Source organism: Clostridium sp. (assembly GCF_029267215.1).
In the GTDB taxonomy this organism is placed as follows: domain Bacteria; phylum Bacillota; class Clostridia; order Clostridiales; family Clostridiaceae; genus Sarcina.
In genome coordinates this window covers 15,673-33,420 of record NZ_JARIDH010000029.1, presented here as the reverse complement: position 1 = coordinate 33,420, position 17,748 = coordinate 15,673, and the positions used below count along the sequence as shown (strand labels likewise).

At 26.2% G+C, this 17,748-nt stretch carries 19 protein-coding genes; 16 read left to right on the top strand and 3 right to left on the bottom strand.

Annotated elements, in window-relative coordinates:
• The first annotated feature begins 7 nt into the window (after positions 1–7).
• The 3 genes from helD to Q1K13_RS04585 are packed head-to-tail and all read left to right on the top strand — an operon-like array spanning position 8 to position 2,988.
• Positions 8–2,299: an RNA polymerase recycling motor HelD gene (gene helD, locus Q1K13_RS04595; RefSeq protein ID WP_300348032.1), complete on the top strand. Its 2,292-nt coding sequence runs from the start codon at positions 8–10 to the stop codon at positions 2,297–2,299.
• A gap of 17 nt (positions 2,300–2,316) precedes the next feature.
• Entirely contained in the window at positions 2,317–2,574 is a 258-nt protein-coding gene (locus tag Q1K13_RS04590; RefSeq protein ID WP_300348031.1) for a DUF1292 domain-containing protein, read from the top strand.
• 18 nt (positions 2,575–2,592) lie between these two features.
• Positions 2,593–2,988 carry a hypothetical protein gene (locus tag Q1K13_RS04585; RefSeq protein ID WP_300348030.1) on the top strand — a complete coding sequence of 132 codons (396 nt, stop codon included), beginning with the start codon at positions 2,593–2,595 and terminating at the stop codon, positions 2,986–2,988.
• Between the two features lie 384 nt (positions 2,989–3,372).
• Here Q1K13_RS04585 and Q1K13_RS04580 read toward each other — a convergent pair whose 3' ends face one another.
• Together Q1K13_RS04580 and Q1K13_RS04575 are read right to left on the bottom strand one after the other, a co-directional pair.
• On the bottom strand, positions 3,373–3,561 hold the full coding sequence (locus Q1K13_RS04580; protein ID WP_300348028.1) for a hypothetical protein: 189 nt from the start codon (positions 3,559–3,561) through the stop codon (positions 3,373–3,375).
• 70 nt (positions 3,562–3,631) lie between these two features.
• Positions 3,632–3,910 carry a hypothetical protein gene (locus tag Q1K13_RS04575; protein ID WP_300348027.1) on the bottom strand — a complete coding sequence of 93 codons (279 nt, stop codon included), beginning with the start codon at positions 3,908–3,910 and terminating at the stop codon, positions 3,632–3,634.
• A 146-nt stretch (positions 3,911–4,056) separates the two neighbouring features.
• Between Q1K13_RS04575 and Q1K13_RS04570 the strand changes: the two genes are divergently transcribed.
• The 3 genes from Q1K13_RS04570 (at position 4,057) to Q1K13_RS04560 (ending at position 6,317) form a co-directional block, all read left to right on the top strand.
• Positions 4,057–4,254, top strand: a complete 198-nt coding sequence (locus Q1K13_RS04570; protein ID WP_300348025.1) for a hypothetical protein — start codon at positions 4,057–4,059, stop codon at positions 4,252–4,254.
• Between the two features lie 210 nt (positions 4,255–4,464).
• Complete coding sequence (locus Q1K13_RS04565; protein ID WP_300348024.1) at positions 4,465–5,793, top strand: murein hydrolase activator EnvC family protein; 1,329 nt, start codon at positions 4,465–4,467, stop codon at positions 5,791–5,793.
• A 158-nt stretch (positions 5,794–5,951) separates the two neighbouring features.
• Entirely contained in the window at positions 5,952–6,317 is a 366-nt protein-coding gene (locus Q1K13_RS04560; protein WP_300348023.1) for a hypothetical protein, read from the top strand.
• 314 nt (positions 6,318–6,631) lie between these two features.
• On the opposite strand, the gene Q1K13_RS04555 is transcribed toward Q1K13_RS04560, so the two are convergent.
• Positions 6,632–7,279: a TVP38/TMEM64 family protein gene (locus tag Q1K13_RS04555; protein WP_300348021.1), complete on the bottom strand. Its 648-nt coding sequence runs from the start codon at positions 7,277–7,279 to the stop codon at positions 6,632–6,634.
• 191 nt (positions 7,280–7,470) lie between these two features.
• Between Q1K13_RS04555 and Q1K13_RS04550 the strand changes: the two genes are divergently transcribed.
• The 10 genes from Q1K13_RS04550 to Q1K13_RS04505 all read left to right on the top strand — a co-directional run bounded on the left by Q1K13_RS04550 (position 7,471) and on the right by Q1K13_RS04505 (position 17,676).
• Positions 7,471–8,454: a polysaccharide deacetylase family protein gene (locus tag Q1K13_RS04550; protein WP_300348019.1), complete on the top strand. Its 984-nt coding sequence runs from the start codon at positions 7,471–7,473 to the stop codon at positions 8,452–8,454.
• Between the two features lie 365 nt (positions 8,455–8,819).
• Positions 8,820–9,263: a peptide-methionine (R)-S-oxide reductase MsrB gene (gene msrB / locus Q1K13_RS04545; protein WP_300348017.1), complete on the top strand. Its 444-nt coding sequence runs from the start codon at positions 8,820–8,822 to the stop codon at positions 9,261–9,263.
• A 20-nt stretch (positions 9,264–9,283) separates the two neighbouring features.
• Positions 9,284–9,583 (top strand): DUF6483 family protein, encoded by a 300-nt coding sequence (locus Q1K13_RS04540; protein WP_300348015.1) that lies wholly within the window; start codon positions 9,284–9,286, stop codon positions 9,581–9,583.
• A gap of 42 nt (positions 9,584–9,625) precedes the next feature.
• Positions 9,626–10,426, top strand: a complete 801-nt coding sequence (locus tag Q1K13_RS04535; protein WP_300348014.1) for a RelA/SpoT domain-containing protein — start codon at positions 9,626–9,628, stop codon at positions 10,424–10,426.
• Between the two features lie 302 nt (positions 10,427–10,728).
• Entirely contained in the window at positions 10,729–12,438 is a 1,710-nt protein-coding gene (locus Q1K13_RS04530) for an MFS transporter (protein ID WP_300348013.1), read from the top strand.
• 119 nt (positions 12,439–12,557) lie between these two features.
• On the top strand, positions 12,558–12,986 hold the full coding sequence (locus Q1K13_RS04525) for a DUF3783 domain-containing protein (RefSeq protein WP_300348012.1): 429 nt from the start codon (positions 12,558–12,560) through the stop codon (positions 12,984–12,986).
• A 358-nt stretch (positions 12,987–13,344) separates the two neighbouring features.
• On the top strand, positions 13,345–14,307 hold the full coding sequence (locus Q1K13_RS04520) for an acetylxylan esterase (RefSeq protein WP_300348011.1): 963 nt from the start codon (positions 13,345–13,347) through the stop codon (positions 14,305–14,307).
• Between the two features lie 112 nt (positions 14,308–14,419).
• Positions 14,420–14,743 (top strand): thioredoxin family protein, encoded by a 324-nt coding sequence (locus Q1K13_RS04515; protein ID WP_300348009.1) that lies wholly within the window; start codon positions 14,420–14,422, stop codon positions 14,741–14,743.
• 184 nt (positions 14,744–14,927) lie between these two features.
• Positions 14,928–16,634 carry a phosphatidylglycerol lysyltransferase domain-containing protein gene (locus tag Q1K13_RS04510; RefSeq protein WP_300348008.1) on the top strand — a complete coding sequence of 569 codons (1,707 nt, stop codon included), beginning with the start codon at positions 14,928–14,930 and terminating at the stop codon, positions 16,632–16,634.
• A 274-nt stretch (positions 16,635–16,908) separates the two neighbouring features.
• The gene (locus Q1K13_RS04505; protein WP_300348006.1) at positions 16,909–17,676 is read left to right on the top strand and encodes a hypothetical protein; all 768 of its coding nucleotides are present in this window, start codon (positions 16,909–16,911) and stop codon (positions 17,674–17,676) included.
• Positions 17,677–17,748 lie beyond the last annotated feature (72 nt).

Sequence of the window (17,748 nt, the reverse complement as noted above, 5' to 3'; positions counted from 1 at the left end):
AGTTATTATGAATGAGAATGAAGTTTTAAAGTACGAAAGGAATGTGCTTAAAGAAACAAAGAAATGGATTAAAGATGAACAAAGTAGGCTAGGAGAAGAAAAAGAAAAAACAGATGGTAAGTTAGATCTACTTAATAAAAAAGCTAAGGGAAGTTACAATACTGAGATAGAAATAACTAAAAAATCAGTTGAATTTTTAGGGAAAGAACTTGAAAAGTTTAAGGAAGCTTATGATAAACCATACTTTGCAAGAATTGATTTTAGAGAATATAGAAAAGATATGGAAAGCTTCTATATAGGAAAAAGTGGTCTTGGAGATATGTTAGAGGGGGAAGAAAAAGTAATAGACTGGAGAGCACCTTTAGCAGATTTATATTATAGTGGAACACAGGGAGAAGCATACTATAAAGCACCTATAGGAATAATTGAAGGAGAGCTAAGTTTAAAGAGAAAGTTTCTTTTTGATGATGAATATAATCTTAAGGAATGTTTTGATGAAGGAATAAATGAAATAATCTTAAAGTCAGGTCTTGATGAAGAGGGTGATGGTTTAATAGATGAATTCCTTAGAATAAACTTAGAAAATAGTACAGGAACAAAACTTAAGGATGTTGTTGCAACAATTCAAAAAGAACAAAATGATATTATAAGAGCGCCTAAGAATACGCCTTTAATAATTCAAGGATCAGCAGGATCTGGAAAGACTACAGTAGCACTTCACAGACTAGCATATCTTTTATATAGATATAAGGGAAATATAACTGGTGATGATATACTTGTTATTGCGCCAAATAAAATATTTTTAGATTACATATCAGAAGTTTTACCAAATTTAGGAGTAGATAAGGTAGAACAAAAGACCTTTGAGGAATTGGCAGTTAAAAAACTTGGAATAAAAGGAAAAATAATAACTAAGGATAAAAAACTTGTAGACATATTAGTAGGAGACGAGAATACTAATAAGTATGTGATGAATGACAGTAAAATAAAGGGATCTATGGTCTTTAAAGAGATGTTAGACAGATATATACAGGTTTTAGAAAGAGAAGATAGTAAAATTGAGGATATAAAGGTTTGTGGTTATTCAGTTTTTGATGCCAATGAAATAAAGAGATTATTTCTTAAAGATTTAGTTAAATATCCAGTTAATAAGAGAAAAGATGAAATTAAAAAATATTTTTCAAAGAAATTAGGAGAAAAGATTACTAAAGTACTTGATAAGGTGGATTTTCAGTATGAGTATAGAATTGCCAGAGTTAAAAAGAGCATGGAAGACTCAAAAGAGAGAAGAGAAAAACTTATTGAACTTTATGATGAAAGAGATGCTCATAAAAGTGAGATAAAAAAATCTGCTAAAAAGGAATTTAATGATTATTTCCATCATTGGAAGGGAATAAATACAGCAAATGTTTATAAAACTTTCTTTGAAGATAAGGAAGTCTTTGAAGAAGTAACGGCAGGAAAAATACCAAAAAAATTAGCTGAATATATGAAGAATAATCTTATAGCAAATTTAGATAATAAGAAAATAGATGCTGATGATTTAGCAGCTATGCTTTACTTAAAGTTAAGGATAGAAGGATTAGAAGATTCAAATTTATTAAAACATATAGTTATAGATGAGGCACAAGATTATTCAATGTTCCAATTATATGTAATGTCAATGATGACTATTGGAAATTCATTGACCATAGTTGGAGATATAGGTCAAGGAATTTATTCTTTTAAAGGGATAGATGATTGGCAAAAAACTATTAAATTAGTTTATGGTGGAAATGCTGAGTACAGACATTTAAGCCAAAGTTATAGAAGTACAGTTGAAATAATAAACTATGCAAACAAGGTCTTAGTAAAACAAAATCACTATGAAGAACCGGCTAAACCAGTTTTAAGGCATGGAATGATTCCAGAGGAAATAGAATATTCAACACCTAAGGAATTTTGTGAGCATTTAGACAGTATAATTCATAAGGTGAAATCTGAGGGTAAAAGTTCAGTTGCAATAGTTGGTAAAACTTTAGAAGAATGTAAAAAGATAAAAGCATTAGTAAAGAAAAATTCAAAATACGACTTTGATTTAGTTAAGGATGATCAAAAAGAATTTAATTTAGATTTAATAATAATTCCATCATACTTAACAAAAGGGTTAGAATTTGATTGTACTATAGTTTATAATTTAGATAAAGAAAATTATAATCAAAGTGAAATGGATAAAAAACTTCTTTATGTAGTTTTAACTAGAGCATTACACTATGAATATATATTTTATAAAGGTGAAAAATCACCTTTAATAGGTTAGTTTAGGAGGAAAATAACGTGGAAGAAAAACAAATAATGGCCTTTAGAGATGAAGAAGGAAATAAGGTTGAATTTGAGGTTGTTGCAAAAATATACCTTGGAGAAAAACAAAAGAAAGAATATATAGTATTATCACCAGTTGAATGTGATGGAGATGAGGCAAATGATTTCGTATTTAGAGTTGATACTTTAAATGATTCAGTAGAATATAACTTAGTTGAAGATGAAGAAGAATTTAGACAAGTAAAAAAAGAGTATAAAAAATTATTATATTAATACAAAAAGGGGGATATTATGGATAAGTATAGAATAATAAATTATTTATCTACTAATGGTTTATCAGATATAGAGGAAGTTTCTTTAGATGGTGATGGATTAGCCCTTAAGTTTTATTATGATTTTGATGATATGGAAATTCAAGCTGCTAGAGCCTGTGCAAATGATGAAACTGACTATGAAGAAGAAAGTAACTCATGGATAATGGAGGGAGTAATTCCTTATTTAGATGATGTGGCTACTGATGGGGTAGAAGAAATTTTGGAAGAAATTATGGAAGAGTTCCAAGTTATTGGTAAAGCTGAAGGGTATGAAATTGAATATGCAAACTATTCAGGAAAACAATTTTTAGCCGTATTTCTTCCAGATCATGAAGAATTAGAGATAGATGATATTTTAGATGAATTAAAGTAAAAAGATTCTGAAAATTCAATGTTGATTTTTTAAAATCTTGTGTTATAATAAAAACATAAGCAATCCTGAGATGTACGCGAAGCTTATTGATTTTAACCTACATGTTAAATACGGGATTTGCAAGAAGGTTAATAAGAGCGGACTTCAAGTGAAAACTTCACATAGATGTGGCGGAAGATGGTCAAGTTAATTTGAGCAGAGCCCACCTGCGAGAGGCAGGTATAAAATTGTAAGTGTGACGGCATATTTGGGAATATTAATTGAGTTTATAAAAGGTTCAACCTTAGTTGAACCTTTTTTTCATGTGATTAAAGATAGTTCATAGAATTAAAATAAATATTAAGTTAAAGAGAAATAAAAAAAGTACATCAAAATTAAAGTTGTTTAAATTACTGTCAATTTTTTTAGCTTTTCTCTAATATCAAATAATTTAACTTCTAAAGAATCTATTTTTTTAGAATAAAGTTCCCTGTCACTATATGTTGAACTTTTACTTAATAGTTCACTGTATCTATCTATATCTCCCATTATAGAAAGTAATTCTAATGTAAAATCCCATGCTGATTTTGGCATAAATAAAAACCTCCTTAAAATTAAAATACTAGTAATAGTATAGAATTTAAGAAGGTTTTGGTTACTTATATTATTTTTTATTATCTTTTGACACTATGAAATATAAAATTTCCACAAAGATAAATAAACTTATTAAAATAACAATAAGTCTTCCTAATATACTAAACATTACATAGACCTTAAGTAAGGCTAAAATTAATATTAAGACCGTATATAGGTAAAAAGCTATAACCCTAGGTTTTGTATCAACACTAATTCCTAAAGCATCACTTACAGCATTTTTTGGAAATCCAAAGAAAAATTTAAATTTATCTATTAAAGTTATTTTCTTATCTTTAATTTTAATCAACTCCTCATTAGTATTTAAAATTATAATAATTATATCATTAGTTTTAAAAAAGTGATAAATATATTTTTATACATCTTTAATATATTTTAAACTCTGTGTATAATATATTTATAAATAATTTATTAACACTTTAGGAGAGAAATATTATGAGTAAAGATAGAGAAAATATAATAAAAAGAATATACGAAAGAATGAAAAATGACTTTAAAGAAGAAGAGTTTTATACTGAGGTTTCTTTAGAAGAAATGAAAGATAGTATAGAAAAACATTATTTAAATGGAAAAAGCAAGTTTAAAAGCTTAGAGGAGCTTATAGACGATGAAATTTTAAATGAAAAATTATAAATTTTTATTAGGGATTGTATCAATATTAAATGATTGATATAATCCTTTCTTTTTAATATAATAGAGAGAATTTTTAATAATAAAAAATATGTTAATTATATTAATGAAATGTTTTATATATATTAACAAAAATATTATTATGGTGTATAATTACTTGATATGTGGTGTTTTAGAAACGTAAGATATATATAAAGAAATAGGTGAAATACAATGAATAGAAAAAGAATAGCTGCAGTTATACTTAGTGCAACAATGATACTTGGTATTTCTTTACCTAGCAATGTTGTACAAGCTAAAACTAAGGAAGAAGCTCAGCAAGAGATAAATAATAATAAAGACAAGATAAATGGATTAAATGATAAAAAGGATGCTATTAATTCACAGAAAACTGAAAGTGAAAAAAAATTAGATGAAATACAAAATCAAATAGCAGAGAAAAATAAACTTCTTTTAAGTTCTCAAAAAAAAGTTGATGAATATAAGAATAATATAAATGCTTTACAGGAAAGTATAACTAAATTAGAGGGTAAAATATCAGGAATACAAAGTAGTATTGAAAACAAGAAACAAGAACAAGCTGAAAAGGAAAAAATATTGGCAAGTAGAATAAGAAGTGCATATAAAAACAATTTAGGAAATGAATTTTTATATATTCTTATTGAGTCAAAAGGAGTTGGGGAGCTTCTTAATAATATAGCTAATATAAGCTTTGTTATTGAAACTGATAATAAATTAATAAATGACATAAAGCAGGTTGAAAAGGATCTTAAAAGTCAGGAATCTGATTTAGAATCTCAAAAGAAGACTTTATCAGAAGAGAAATCTAGACTGGAAACTGAGAAAAAAGAGTATGATTCTTTAGTTAAGCAATATGAGGAACAAATAACAGAACTTAATAACTTAGAAACTCAAAAGCAAAATGAGATAAATAGTTTAAGTGATCAAGAGAAAAATCTTTTAAATGAGATAAATGCATATAAAGAGGATAATTCAGATCTTACAAATTATATAAATCAGTTAACTGCAAAGGAAGAAGCAGCAAAAAAAGAACAAGAAAAACAAAATAATAATAGTGGAAATAACTCAGGTTCATCAGGAAATGAAACTTCTAAAGGAACAAGTGAAGGGGATTCAAGTGGTGGTAAAGTATCAGCAAGTGGTTTCATAAGACCAGCACCAGGAGGAGTTACAGATCCATTTGGACCAAGAATTCATCCTGTAACAGGTAAACATAGTGTTCATACTGGAGCGGATTTAGGAGCTAGCTATGGAACACCTATACATGCCTCTAAGGCAGGTACGGTAATAGAGGCAGGTTGGAATACAGCTTATGGAAATATGGTTATAATAGATCATGGAGATGGAACAAAAACATTATATGGTCATTCATGTAGATTAGCTGTTACTACTGGTCAACATGTTTCACAAGGACAAGTTATTGCATATGTAGGTTCAACAGGATATAGTACAGGTCCACATTTACACTTTGGTATAATGATAAATGGACAATGGGTAAATCCTATGAATTATATAAGTTAGGATAAAAGAAGAAGTTAGAGGTCTAACTTCTTCTTTTAAAATTAGGATTTCTTTTAAATAACAAAGTAAAGTATATTTAATATTATTTTAGGAATAACTTTATATTAGAGTTTATTTAGAAGTTTTTAAAAATAAGTAATTGTTTTGGAGATGGTTTTATGAAAATTTTCATGGTAATTGGTATAGTTATAGTAGCTATAGGACTTTTAATTGAATCATTATTAAATGTAAAATCGGCATTTAAGTGGTTTTCTAAACATTCAGAGGGAGAGGCTTTAAAAGATTTTAATTATGATTTTAAAAGACAATTTAATAATTTAGAAGAAGGAAAAAAAGAAGAGTTTATATCTAAACTTGAACCTGATGAAAAAATATTGTTTAATAATTATCTAATATGTAGTAAAGAGGAAGAGGAAGATATTAGAAGAGAATTAGATAATAAACATATATTTAATTTGTTTAATAGATGGGCAAGACAAAATAACATAAAGCCTATAAATATGAGTAGTTATAAAAATATTTAAAGTTAATATTAAAGTTAAAGCTGTATCAATATTTTGGTGCAGTTTTTAATCTTTTTAAATATAATAGGGCTATCTAAAAATATAATAATAAAACTTATAAATGCATTTCTAGAATTACTAGATTTCGCTAAGAATTTTATAATTATTACTATAAAAATATTACTAAAGCTTAGAAACTTACTACGATTTAAGCAATCTAAGCTTTTTAAGGTTATATTTTCTACGGAGTAATTTAAATTCTAAAGCTCATCTAGATATTTTCTTAATATTATTTATAAGTTTTATAAAAAGTTATTTTGATACATGCCTTTCATTTATTTCTGAATATATTTTTTAAAATAAACCTTTTTTAGGAATATAGAAAAGATTATAAATGATATAAGTAAAGTTAGTGAACAGTAAATACTAGTTTTATCTAAGCTTATCCATTGAGCACCTAAATTTACAAAAACAATTATTCCTGGAATAGTTCCAATTAAAGTACCTAAAAAGAAGTCCTTATATTTTATTGAAGTAAGTCCAGCACCATAACTTATAAGGTCAAAGGGAAAAAGTGGAATAAGTCTTAAAATAAGTATGGTTAAAAATCCTTTATCTCTTAATATTTCCTGTATGTTTTTGAGTTTTTCATTTTTAGAAGTTTTAATGAATTTATCACCTAAAAATCTTGAAATAAGGAACGAAATGCTACCTCCTATTAAGGCACCTATAAGAGTTAAAAATCCTCCTTTACATAATCCAAATAAGCTACCTCCTAATATAGCTAAAAGAGAATCTGGAAAAAATGTAAGAGGAACTAATGAGAAAGCTATTATATAAATAATTGGTGCAAATATTTTAGCACTTAAAATTAATTCTCTAATATTATTTATGTTAATTAAATATTTGTTTAAAAAGTACATTATAATTCCTATTAATAATATTAATGGTATTATAATGAATAATCTATTAATTTTTTTCATTTGAGTCATCCTTTATATTTATTTATTAAGTTTTATTGTAAAATAAAAATGTAATATTGTATAGAGAATTTAAACGATATTTAAAATTGTAACTCTTTTGAAATCATAAAAAGAAATTTTTAAAAGATAATAGGATTGGGTGTACAAGTAACTTGGTTAAAAAGTGTTTAAGGTTAACATAGGAGGACATAATGAGCAAAAATATTTTTTCAAGTAAAAGAAGAAAGTCGAAAAGAAAAGACTTTTTTAAAATAGGTTTAGGTGTTTTAGTTATTTTAGCTTTATTATTAGGTGGAATAAAGATTATTAGCATCATGGGAAGTAGGCCTTTTAAAGGTGAAGTTCCTAAAAAAGATATTCCTAAGAAAGAAGTTTTGGAGGTTAAACCTGATAAAGATGATATAGTTCCTGGAATGAATGTTACATATGAAGGAGAAAAGTATGCTATTGATGCTAAGGACGTTCAAGAGATGGCTGATGGAACATACAAGGGTGATGGTAAGTATGTGTTCTTAACTTTTGATGATGGTCCTTCTAATGGAACAGAAGAAATATTAAAAATATTAAAAGATAAACAAGTTAAAGCTACTTTCTTTGTTTTAGGGAGCAGTATAGAAAAGGATCCAAAAAGACAAGAGTTTTTAAAGGATGAAATAAAAAATGGAAATGCTATTGCAAACCATAGCTATAGTCATAACTTTAAGACTTTATATCCACATAATAAATTAAATATTGATGTCTTTATGGATGAATTTAATAGAACAAACGATATAATGAAAAATGTCCTTGGAGAAGAATTTAATTGTAGAGTTTTAAGAATGCCAGGTGGATATGGAAGTAGAAAATATTATAAAGATCCATCACTTCAAGAGTTTGATAAAATTTTAGAGGAGAATGGAATAGTAAATGTTGATTGGAATGCATTAAATGGAGATGCTGAGGGTAGAAAGTATTCAACAGAGGAAATGATGAATTATATTAAGAAAACTTCAAATGGTAAGAATCACGTTGTAGTACTTATGCATGATACTGCAGGAAAAGAAAATACAATAAAAATATTACCAGAAGTTATTGATTACTTTAAAAGTGAAGGATATGAATTTAAAACTATAAAAAATAGTTCTAAAGTTGGAGATTTTAAAGAAAAAGCAGAAACTTCAAATAAAACAAAATAAAGAATTTTAAGTAAATGGAAATAAACTGCATTAGAGTAAAAGCTAATGCGGTTTATTTTTTTGAAGAGGTTAATTTAAAGCGCCAATATGCTTCGTTTGTTAACTCATAAACTTTTTTTCTTTATGAGTATTAGGCTTTTTATATTAGTATTCTTTTTAAGAGGGTAAAAAAGTTCTATCTAAAATAAACCCTAGTTTAAAAGAGAGCCTTATATTAAGTACTTTAGATTTAATTTATTGAAAAAATTTTTTATATAATTATAATAGAATTTAAAAAGGAGATATTATTATAATAAGAATGTAAATTTTTTAATAAGTATAATAGCAGAATATTGGTTATAAGGTATAGTGAGGAGATTAGAAAAATGAAATATGTTAAAAAAGAGAAAGAAGAACTTAAAAAAATCTTAACTGAAGAAGAATATTATGTAACACAGGAAAATGGTACAGAAAGACCTTTTACAAATGAATACTGGGATTTTCATGAGGAAGGAATATATGTAGATATTACAACAGGGGAACCATTGTTTACATCTAAGGATAAATTTTATTCTTCATGCGGATGGCCAGCTTTTTCAAAACCAATAGAAAGAAAAATAATAAAAGAAAAGACAGATAAAAGTCATGGTATGATGAGAACAGAGGTTAGAAGTAATTTAGGAGATTCTCATTTAGGTCATGTATTTTGTGATGGGCCAGAGGAGCTTGGAGGATTAAGATATTGTATAAATTCAGCATCCTTAAAGTTTATACCTAAAGAGGAACTTGAAGAAAAAGGATATGGAGAATTTTTGAAGATATTTGAGTAAAAAGAGAGGGTGATTTAAAAATGGGATTTTTATTAAATAATGATGGAGAAGGAGATTTCTTATTAAGCGATTCATATACAAAAGATGATATACTTTGGATAACTTTAAGAGGTCTTATTTCTAAAGGGAAAATTGATGAAGCCGAGGATATGCTTTTTAGAGAGGCAGAGAATAATAAAAGTGAGAGGGTATATGAAATAGGGGAAAAGATGTATAAGCTTTTAGATAAGAAAAGCGAAGAAGAACTTAAAAGATATAACTTTTCTAAAGAGGAAATAAAGTTAGGTTTAGAGGATTTAAGAAAAATTATAAATAAGTAAAATGATATAATGTAGTTTTTTATGTATTGGGGGAGGTAATCTATGAGAAATTTAGATAAAAATAAATTTTTAGAAAAATATCCTCATGTTGAAGAGGAGATTACAAAAAATAATATTGATTTTAAGGATTTAGAAAAAATATTTTCAGACTTTGTTAGATTTAAAAGTTCTTATGAAAATCAAGCAGATTTCATAGCTAATATATTACGTTCTAATGAGAATGTTCATTCAGTTAAGTCTAGAATAAAAAATCCAGAAAGATTAGTTGAGAAAATCATAAGAAAAACTGAAAATAGAAGAAAAAAGTATGGAGAAAATTTTAAGTTTAATGAAGATAATTATAAAAATGAAATAACAGATTTAATAGGAATAAGAGTATTACATATTTTTAAAGATCAATGGAAAGAAATACATGACTTCATAATAAAAACTTGGAATGTAATAGAAATAACTGCAAATATAAGAGATGGGGATGATAGAACTATTTTTGATGATTTAGGAATAGAAGTTATTTCAAGAAAGTCAGGATATAGATCAGTTCATTATTTAGTTGAATTAAATTTTACCCAAGATAGTACAACAATAGCTGAGATACAAGTAAGGACTATTTTTGAGGAAGGATATGGAGAAATAGATCATAGACTAAGATATTCTCATCAAGAGATACCAGAAATATTAAAATCTAATCTTTTACTCTTTAATAGAATTGTAGGGAGTGCAGATGAAATGGCTTCATTAATAAATACATTAAACAATGAACTAGTTGATAAAAGGGCTGAATATGAAAAGATAATTAAAAAGCAACAAGAAGAGATTAAAAGGTTAAAAAAACAAATAAAATAATTAATTTGTTTATATGAAATAATATTCAATGTTTTATTAATATATAGTAAGCTTAGTATAGGATTGCTTATAAATATACTTGAGTTTAAAATGTTAATAAAATGTAAATAAAACAGAAAAAAAACTATGTTTTTCAAAAATTTAGACTTTTTTAGGCAGATTTGGCTTTTGAGTTTAATTTTAAAAAGTAGTAATATGAACATAGTTCATTGTGAATTGTATTAGTTTAATTTTTTATTTAGGATTATGACTAAATAAAGTTAAATTAATATAATTTACAATTAAAGAAAGGTTGTGAAAAAATGAATAAAAAATCAACAGCTTTGACTATGGTTGTATTTTTGCTTGGAATATTCATGGGTGCAATAGACTCTGGAATAGTATCTCCAGCAAGAGATGTAATAGCAAATGGATTAAATGTTTCTCAAGATGCAAGTGTATGGGTTATAACAATATATACCTTGGCTTATGCTGTGTCAATGCCAATAATGGGTAAACTTTCTGATAAGTTTGGAAGAAAAAAAATCTACATGGTAGCCATAATATTGTTTGGAATTGGTTCTTTATTATGTGGAATTTCAGATTATGTAAATAGTTATGGATTTTTACTAGGATCAAGAGTTTTAGAAGCTATTGGTGGCGGTGGTATAATGCCAATAGCAGCAGCTTACATAGGAACATCATTCCCAGTTGAAAAAAGAGGATCCGCTTTAGGTATGATTGGTGGAATATATGGAATAGCAACAGTTATAGGGCCAACATTAGGTTCTGGAATACTTTCTATTTTTGGAGATAAAAATTGGGGCTTTTTATTCTTAGTAAATGTTCCAATAAGTATAGTAATATTGCTTTTAGCAACTAGATTAGAAGAAAATACTTCATCTGAAAAGCCTAAAAAACTAGATATATTAGGTTCAGGTATATTAGCTATATTAATATTATCTTTAATGTATGGAGCTACAAACTTAAAATTCTATGATTTTGCAAATTCAATAAAATCATTAGATGTTTGGCCATATTTATTAATATTTATAATATCAATACCATTATTAGTTTGGGCTGAAAAGAGAGCTGAAGATCCAGTAATAAACTTATCATATTTCACTAATAAAGAGATTTCAATAACTTTAATCTTAAGTTTAGTTGTAGGTTGTGGATTAATGGCAACAGTATTTATTCCTCAATTTAGTGAAAATATATTAAAAACACCAATGGGAACTGGTGGATATATAACTACAATATTTGCAGTTTTTGTAGGTATGGCAGCACCTTTAGGAGGAAAATTTATTGATAAAATAGGGGTTAAAAAAGTATTAATAACAGGTATGAGTTTAGTTATTATAGGTAACCTTTATCAAGGATATATAACAACAAGATATCCTGGTATGATTAATTTAGTAATAGGACTAGCTATTATGGGATTTGGATTAGGTTTTTCAATGGGAACTCCAATAAACTACTTAATGCTAAGCTTAGTGCCAGATAGTGAGGCTACAGTTGGACAATCAGCAGTATCTCTAGTTAAATCAATAGGTATTGCAGTATCACCTAATATACTTATTAATTTTATATCAGATGCAGGAAGAAGAGTTCCTGATGCATTGCAAAAAGTTATGCCTCATATGAATGGTATGTCTAATAAAATGGCAAGTCCAGGGGGAGCGTCTTCAAGTTTATCAAATGCAATGAGTAATGCAAGTGTTACTAATATTTTTAGTCTTGTAAAAGAGATGGTTAAGTCACAATTTGCAATGCTAGGAGAGAAATTTCAAAATAATCCACATGTAAATATAAATATGATACAAAATTCTTATATGGATAAATTAGATGCTTCTAAAAATTCAATAGAATCTGCTTTTCAACATACAATGAATACTGGTTATACTAAGTTATTTTTAGCATGTTCTATTATAGCTTTAGTTGGATTAGTATTAACACTTATGCTAAATAATAAATTAATAACTGCAAAAAATCAAAGATTAAAAAGCAAAGAAAATAAATCAATAAAATAAGATTTAATTATAAAAGGAATTTATCTAGCAAAATATATAATATGAAAAATAAATGATATGTGTTATAATTACTAATATTATTTAATAATTATAATTTCTTAATTAGAGGTGAAAAGAATATGTCATTTGAGAAAATAGATATTTCAGATAGAAGTGAACAAGAAGGAAGAAGTTGTGTAGTTTTATATAATTTTGGAGATAAAGAATTAAAGAAAGTTCAAAACTTTGCTAGAATAATGGGAATAAAAGACCAAATAGTTTTAAATTATAAAAATTCTGATGAAGTTTTAAAAAATGTATTAGAAGATAAAATGGAAAAAAGCGAGAGTAATGGAATTAAAGAAAAGGCAATAATCTTTAATGCTATAGCTCCTGGAAAAATACATGTTTTCTTAGAAAATTTAAAAAAAGCAAGAATTCAAAGACCTATAGTTGCTACTGTTACAGAAACTTCTATGAATTGGACAATGGATTACTTACTTATGAATTTAATAGAAGAAAGAAGAGCATTAAGAAATGGAAATATGAAGACTCATGAAAATGCTTAAGTGTATTTAAAATTGAATTAATACAATGAATTTTTAAACGTATTAATTTATATAGAGGTATTTATTTTAAAATCTACAGATTATTTTCTGTAGATTTTTTCTTTTAATTAAATTTTTTAGATTTTGTTTTAAGAGGGTAATAAAATTCTATGTAAAATCAATGTTAGTCTAAAAGAGAGTGCAATAAACAATGAAATATCATATAAATTATCTTATGTAAAATCAAGATTGGTTTAAAAGAGAGTAATCCTTTATAAGGTTAAAAAGAAATAAAAAAGTTGTAAAAAACAATGTAATATAATATTATATATAATAAATGGTATTATTTGGATTTTTTTATCTTTAAGGGGGGATTTTTATGCCAATGTTAGATATGTCCTTAGAAAAACTTTATGATTATAAAGGAATTAGTCCTATTCCAAAGGATTTTAATGAATTTTGGGATAATGAACTTAGAAATTTAGAGAATTTTAACTACGAAGTAGAAATGAAAAAGGCTGATTTTGAAAGTCCTATAGCAGATTGTTATGATTTATATTTTACAAGTTTAGATGGAGCAAGAATATATACAAAATTTATGAAGCCTAAAAATATAGAAGGGAAAATTCCTGCATTATTAGAATTTCACGGATACCAAGGAAGTAGTACAGATTGGAGTAATAAATTACAATATGTAGCTAGTGGAATGTGTGTTGCTGCCATGGATTGTAGAGGGCAAGCAGGGCTTTCAGAAGATTTAGGAGGAGTTAAAGGAATTACTGTAAAAGGACATATTGTTAGAGGGTTAGTAGAGGGGAAAGAGAAATTACTTTTTAAAAGTATATTTTTAGATACAGTTATATTAGCAAGAATAATAATGAATATGGATTTTATTGATGAAAATAGAGTAGCAACAACAGGTGGTTCTCAGGGAGGAGCCTTAGCTTTAGCTTGTGCAGCTTTAGAAAAGAAAATCAAGGGAGTATATGCATATTATCCATTTTTATGCGACTATAAAAGAGTATGGTTTATGGATTTAGGAGGAGAGGCATATGATGAATTAAAAAGATATTTTAAGTTTATAGATCCTAATCATGAAAATGAAGAGTATGTATTTAATACCTTGGGATATATAGATATTAAAAATTTAGCTAGTAGAATAAAATGTAAGGTTAATATGGCTATTAGTTTAATGGATGATATTTGTCCGCCATCAACTCAATTTTCAGCCTATAATAATATAAAGGCAGAAAAAGAGGTGGTTGTATATCATGAATATGGACATGAAGCATATCTTCCAAAACTTAATGATAGAATATATAAGTGGGCTTTAACAATTTAGCTATTAAATCAAAGTTTGAATAAATTAATATTGTTGATATAATAAATTAAGGGAATGAAGTTTTATTTGAATTTCATTCCTTTAATTTTAGATGTTGAAAGAAGTTGTTTTTTTGAGAATTATTAAAAGTGAGGAAGAGTTTAAAACTTTTGCTTTAGAAAAAGGAATAAGACTTGCATATTTAAGCACAAATACTTGTTGTGTTTGCAAAGTATTAAAACCTAAGATAGAGGAATTAATTAAGAAATATCCTAATGCTAAGATTATAGAGGTTCAAGCCCAAAAAAGCGTAGATATAGTAGCACAGTTAAGCATATTTATGTTTCCTTCAATAATACTTTATATAGATGGAAAAGAGGTGCTTAGAGAAGCTAAGTACATAAGTGTAGTAGAGTTAGAAAAAATAATAGACAGATATTTCAATCTATACCAATAGAGAAGATATATCTTAATTGAAAAATAGGGCATATTAAAATTAGGCTCTATTTTTTCTTAAATAATCATTAAATTTAACCTGTTAAGGTTATAATCTCCTTAACTGGTTTGATTTATAAAGGAAAATTATATATACTAGAGACAATTAAATGTGAATAATTTATAAAATAAAGAAAGGAGAGAATATGTGGTACTCAATAAAAAAGAGCTATGGTCACTTAAAAAATGTTATTAAATTTCTTATAGATAAGAGAAATTATGAAAATATAAAAAAGCTATTAAAAAATTACAAAATATTAAGTGATATATCTAATTTTATAGTTTCTGCATTAGTATTTTTAAGTGGTATTTTATTGATAATATCTGGAATTTATCCATCAATACTCTATAAAATAAGAGTGTTTGATGATATATATAGTTTATCATTTTTAAGGTTTTCACACAGAGTTTCGATTTTAATAGGCCTTATGCTAATAATGACATCTAGAGAGGTTTTCTTTAAAGTTAAAAGAGCCTATTATGTAACACTTACTCTACTTATAATAGGTTTAATTTTTTCTCTTACCAAGGGATTTGATTATACAGAAGGTATATTTATTTTAATTGTTATAATATTTTTAATATTATCTAAGAAAAGTTTTTATAGGGAAAGCATACCTATGAAATTAACTAAATTAAGTTCCATGATAATAATATTATCATTAGTAACAATAATATTTGCAAAATTTGCACATAAATTCAACATTCATTTTTCAAGAGATTATAGGTATTATGTGGATTTCTTCCATAGCACCAAAGAATATTTAACGGTGGCCTTTTATAACTATGTAGCATTTATATTATTTTTGATTATTTGGTATTTAACCATGCCAAAAATTGAAAAAGATGAAAGATACTTAGATGCTGATTTAAGTAAAATAGAAGAGTTTTATAAGGAGATAGATTATGGAACTATATTTTCACATTTAGTTTACTTAAAGGATAAAAAAGTTTTTTGGGCTAATGAAGGAAAATCTCTGATTATGTATGCAAAGTATAGAGATAAAATAATTGTTTTAGGCGATCCTATTTCTAAAAGAGAAAATCTTTATAGTAGTATAGAAGAGTTTCAAAAGTTTACTGACCTATATGGATATGAAATTATATTTTATGAAATAGAAGAAAGGAATTTCTCTATTTATCATGATGCAGGATATTATTTCTTTAAGCTTGGAGAAGAAGCTCTTATAGATTTAGAGGAGTTTAATTTAGTTGGTTCTAAGAAAAGTGCTTTTAGAAATACTTTAAAAAGGGTTGAAAGAGAAGGATATAGTTTTAGTATAATTGAACCTCCATTTAGTAAAGAGATAGTTTCTCAAATGCAGGAGATTTCTGATAAGTGGCTAGGAAGTAGAAAAGAAAAGGGATTTTCTTTAGGCTGGTTTAGTGAAGATTATATTCAAAGAGGACCTGTAGCCATATTAAAAAATGAAGAAGAAAATAAAATTAAGGGATTTGTAAGCTTGATGGACGCTAATGATGGTAAAACAGTAGCTATTGATTTAATGAGAATAGATAAAGAGGCACCTAATGCTTCTATGGATTATTTAATGTTAAATCTATTGTTGACCTTTAAGGAAAAAGGGTATAAGCATTTTAGTATGGGAGAAGCACCACTTTCCAATGTTGGATTTAATATGCATTCTCATCTACAAGAAAAATTAGCTAGATTAGTTTATAATAGTGGAAATATATTCTATAGTTTTGATGGACTTAGAAGATATAAATCAAAGTTTTCCCCTATATGGCAACCAAGATATTTAGCATATCCTAAGTTTACCTCATTACCAGAAGTATTTATTGATTTATTCTTATTGATAGCTAATTCAAAGGAAAAAGTCGATAAAAATTAAATTATTATAATAAGCTTAATATAAAGAGAAGTCTCAAAATTTATTTTGATGCTTCTCTTTAATTTTGTTAAAAGTTATGATTTTTAATAAAATATTATTAAATTTTAAAAATTTGAATACCATATAAAACTTATTTTTAAACATAAACAAAAAATAGTAACTTTATTAAAATAATTGTGAAATAAAAGTGGTTTTAAGTGCTTTAGTAGAGGTGTATAATTAAGGCAAATATTAATAAAATAAATTTTAAGTATTTTATTAAGGAGGTATAGATATGGGAAGCTTTTTTTTAGAAAGTGATTTTAGTGCTTTTGATATAGAAAAATCAAGAAGTAAGGATAAATTGATTTTAGAAAGAAGAAGGATTGCAGCTGAAAAGCTAAGAGAACTCCATAATTTAGGGTTATTAGAGTTTATGAATTCTAGAGGATTAAACTCTCATTGGGAAAAACAATATACTACAAGTATAACTTGGCCAGTAAAAAGAATAAATGATGAATTTATAGATAAGGTATATATATCCTATGGAAAGAATAGAGATGATGTAAGAAGACTTATAAAACTTTTAGAAATTCTAAAAGAGATTAAAAAAGATAGAATAGAAGATGATGAAGTGTTTAATTATATTCCTCAGATACAGCTTGGATTAAATTCTAATTCTTGGAATACTTCATTATATTTAGATAAGTTAGGATATGTAGAACAAAGAAATTTAGTTAATAAAATAAGAAAAAATCAGGAACTTAAAAATAAATTTGAAAATATACTTTTAGCTTTAGAAGATAAAGGATATAAGTTTTATATAATTAAGGATAATCAAAATAGAAATTATGAAAATAAAAGAGAATATGTAGATGATATTATAAGATATACAGATAGCAATGAAAGATATGGAATATCTATAAGGAAAGAATATGATAAAAATCATAGAGAAAATAATAGAAATACAATAATAGATTTTCTTAAGGATGAACTTGATAACTTAATGGATGCATATTATTTTGTTTCTTGGGATTACTCAGAAAATGATTATTTAAGATAAAATTGAATTAGTTTTAGCTAGATGTTAAAAATATTTAATGAAGAAGGGGCTGTATTAAAATATTATTTGTAA

Excerpts from the sequence above, each read along its gene's own strand:
- helD (WP_300348032.1), top strand. The coding sequence starts at position 8 with ATGAATGAGAATGAAGTTTTAAAGTACGAAAGGAATGTGCTTAAAGAA.
- Q1K13_RS04585 (WP_300348030.1), top strand. The coding sequence starts at position 2,593 with ATGGATAAGTATAGAATAATAAATTATTTATCTACTAATGGTTTATCA.
- Q1K13_RS04580 (WP_300348028.1), bottom strand. The coding sequence starts at position 3,561 with ATGCCAAAATCAGCATGGGATTTTACATTAGAATTACTTTCTATAATG.
- Q1K13_RS04570 (WP_300348025.1), top strand. The coding sequence starts at position 4,057 with ATGAGTAAAGATAGAGAAAATATAATAAAAAGAATATACGAAAGAATG.
- Q1K13_RS04565 (WP_300348024.1), top strand. The coding sequence starts at position 4,465 with ATGAATAGAAAAAGAATAGCTGCAGTTATACTTAGTGCAACAATGATA.
- Q1K13_RS04560 (WP_300348023.1), top strand. The coding sequence starts at position 5,952 with ATGAAAATTTTCATGGTAATTGGTATAGTTATAGTAGCTATAGGACTT.
- Q1K13_RS04555 (WP_300348021.1), bottom strand. The coding sequence starts at position 7,279 with ATGAAAAAAATTAATAGATTATTCATTATAATACCATTAATATTATTA.
- Q1K13_RS04550 (WP_300348019.1), top strand. The coding sequence starts at position 7,471 with ATGAGCAAAAATATTTTTTCAAGTAAAAGAAGAAAGTCGAAAAGAAAA.
- msrB (WP_300348017.1), top strand. The coding sequence starts at position 8,820 with ATGAAATATGTTAAAAAAGAGAAAGAAGAACTTAAAAAAATCTTAACT.
- Q1K13_RS04540 (WP_300348015.1), top strand. The coding sequence starts at position 9,284 with ATGGGATTTTTATTAAATAATGATGGAGAAGGAGATTTCTTATTAAGC.
- Q1K13_RS04535 (WP_300348014.1), top strand. The coding sequence starts at position 9,626 with ATGAGAAATTTAGATAAAAATAAATTTTTAGAAAAATATCCTCATGTT.
- Q1K13_RS04530 (WP_300348013.1), top strand. The coding sequence starts at position 10,729 with ATGAATAAAAAATCAACAGCTTTGACTATGGTTGTATTTTTGCTTGGA.
- Q1K13_RS04525 (WP_300348012.1), top strand. The coding sequence starts at position 12,558 with ATGTCATTTGAGAAAATAGATATTTCAGATAGAAGTGAACAAGAAGGA.
- Q1K13_RS04520 (WP_300348011.1), top strand. The coding sequence starts at position 13,345 with ATGCCAATGTTAGATATGTCCTTAGAAAAACTTTATGATTATAAAGGA.
- Q1K13_RS04510 (WP_300348008.1), top strand. The coding sequence starts at position 14,928 with ATGTGGTACTCAATAAAAAAGAGCTATGGTCACTTAAAAAATGTTATT.
- Q1K13_RS04505 (WP_300348006.1), top strand. The coding sequence starts at position 16,909 with ATGGGAAGCTTTTTTTTAGAAAGTGATTTTAGTGCTTTTGATATAGAA.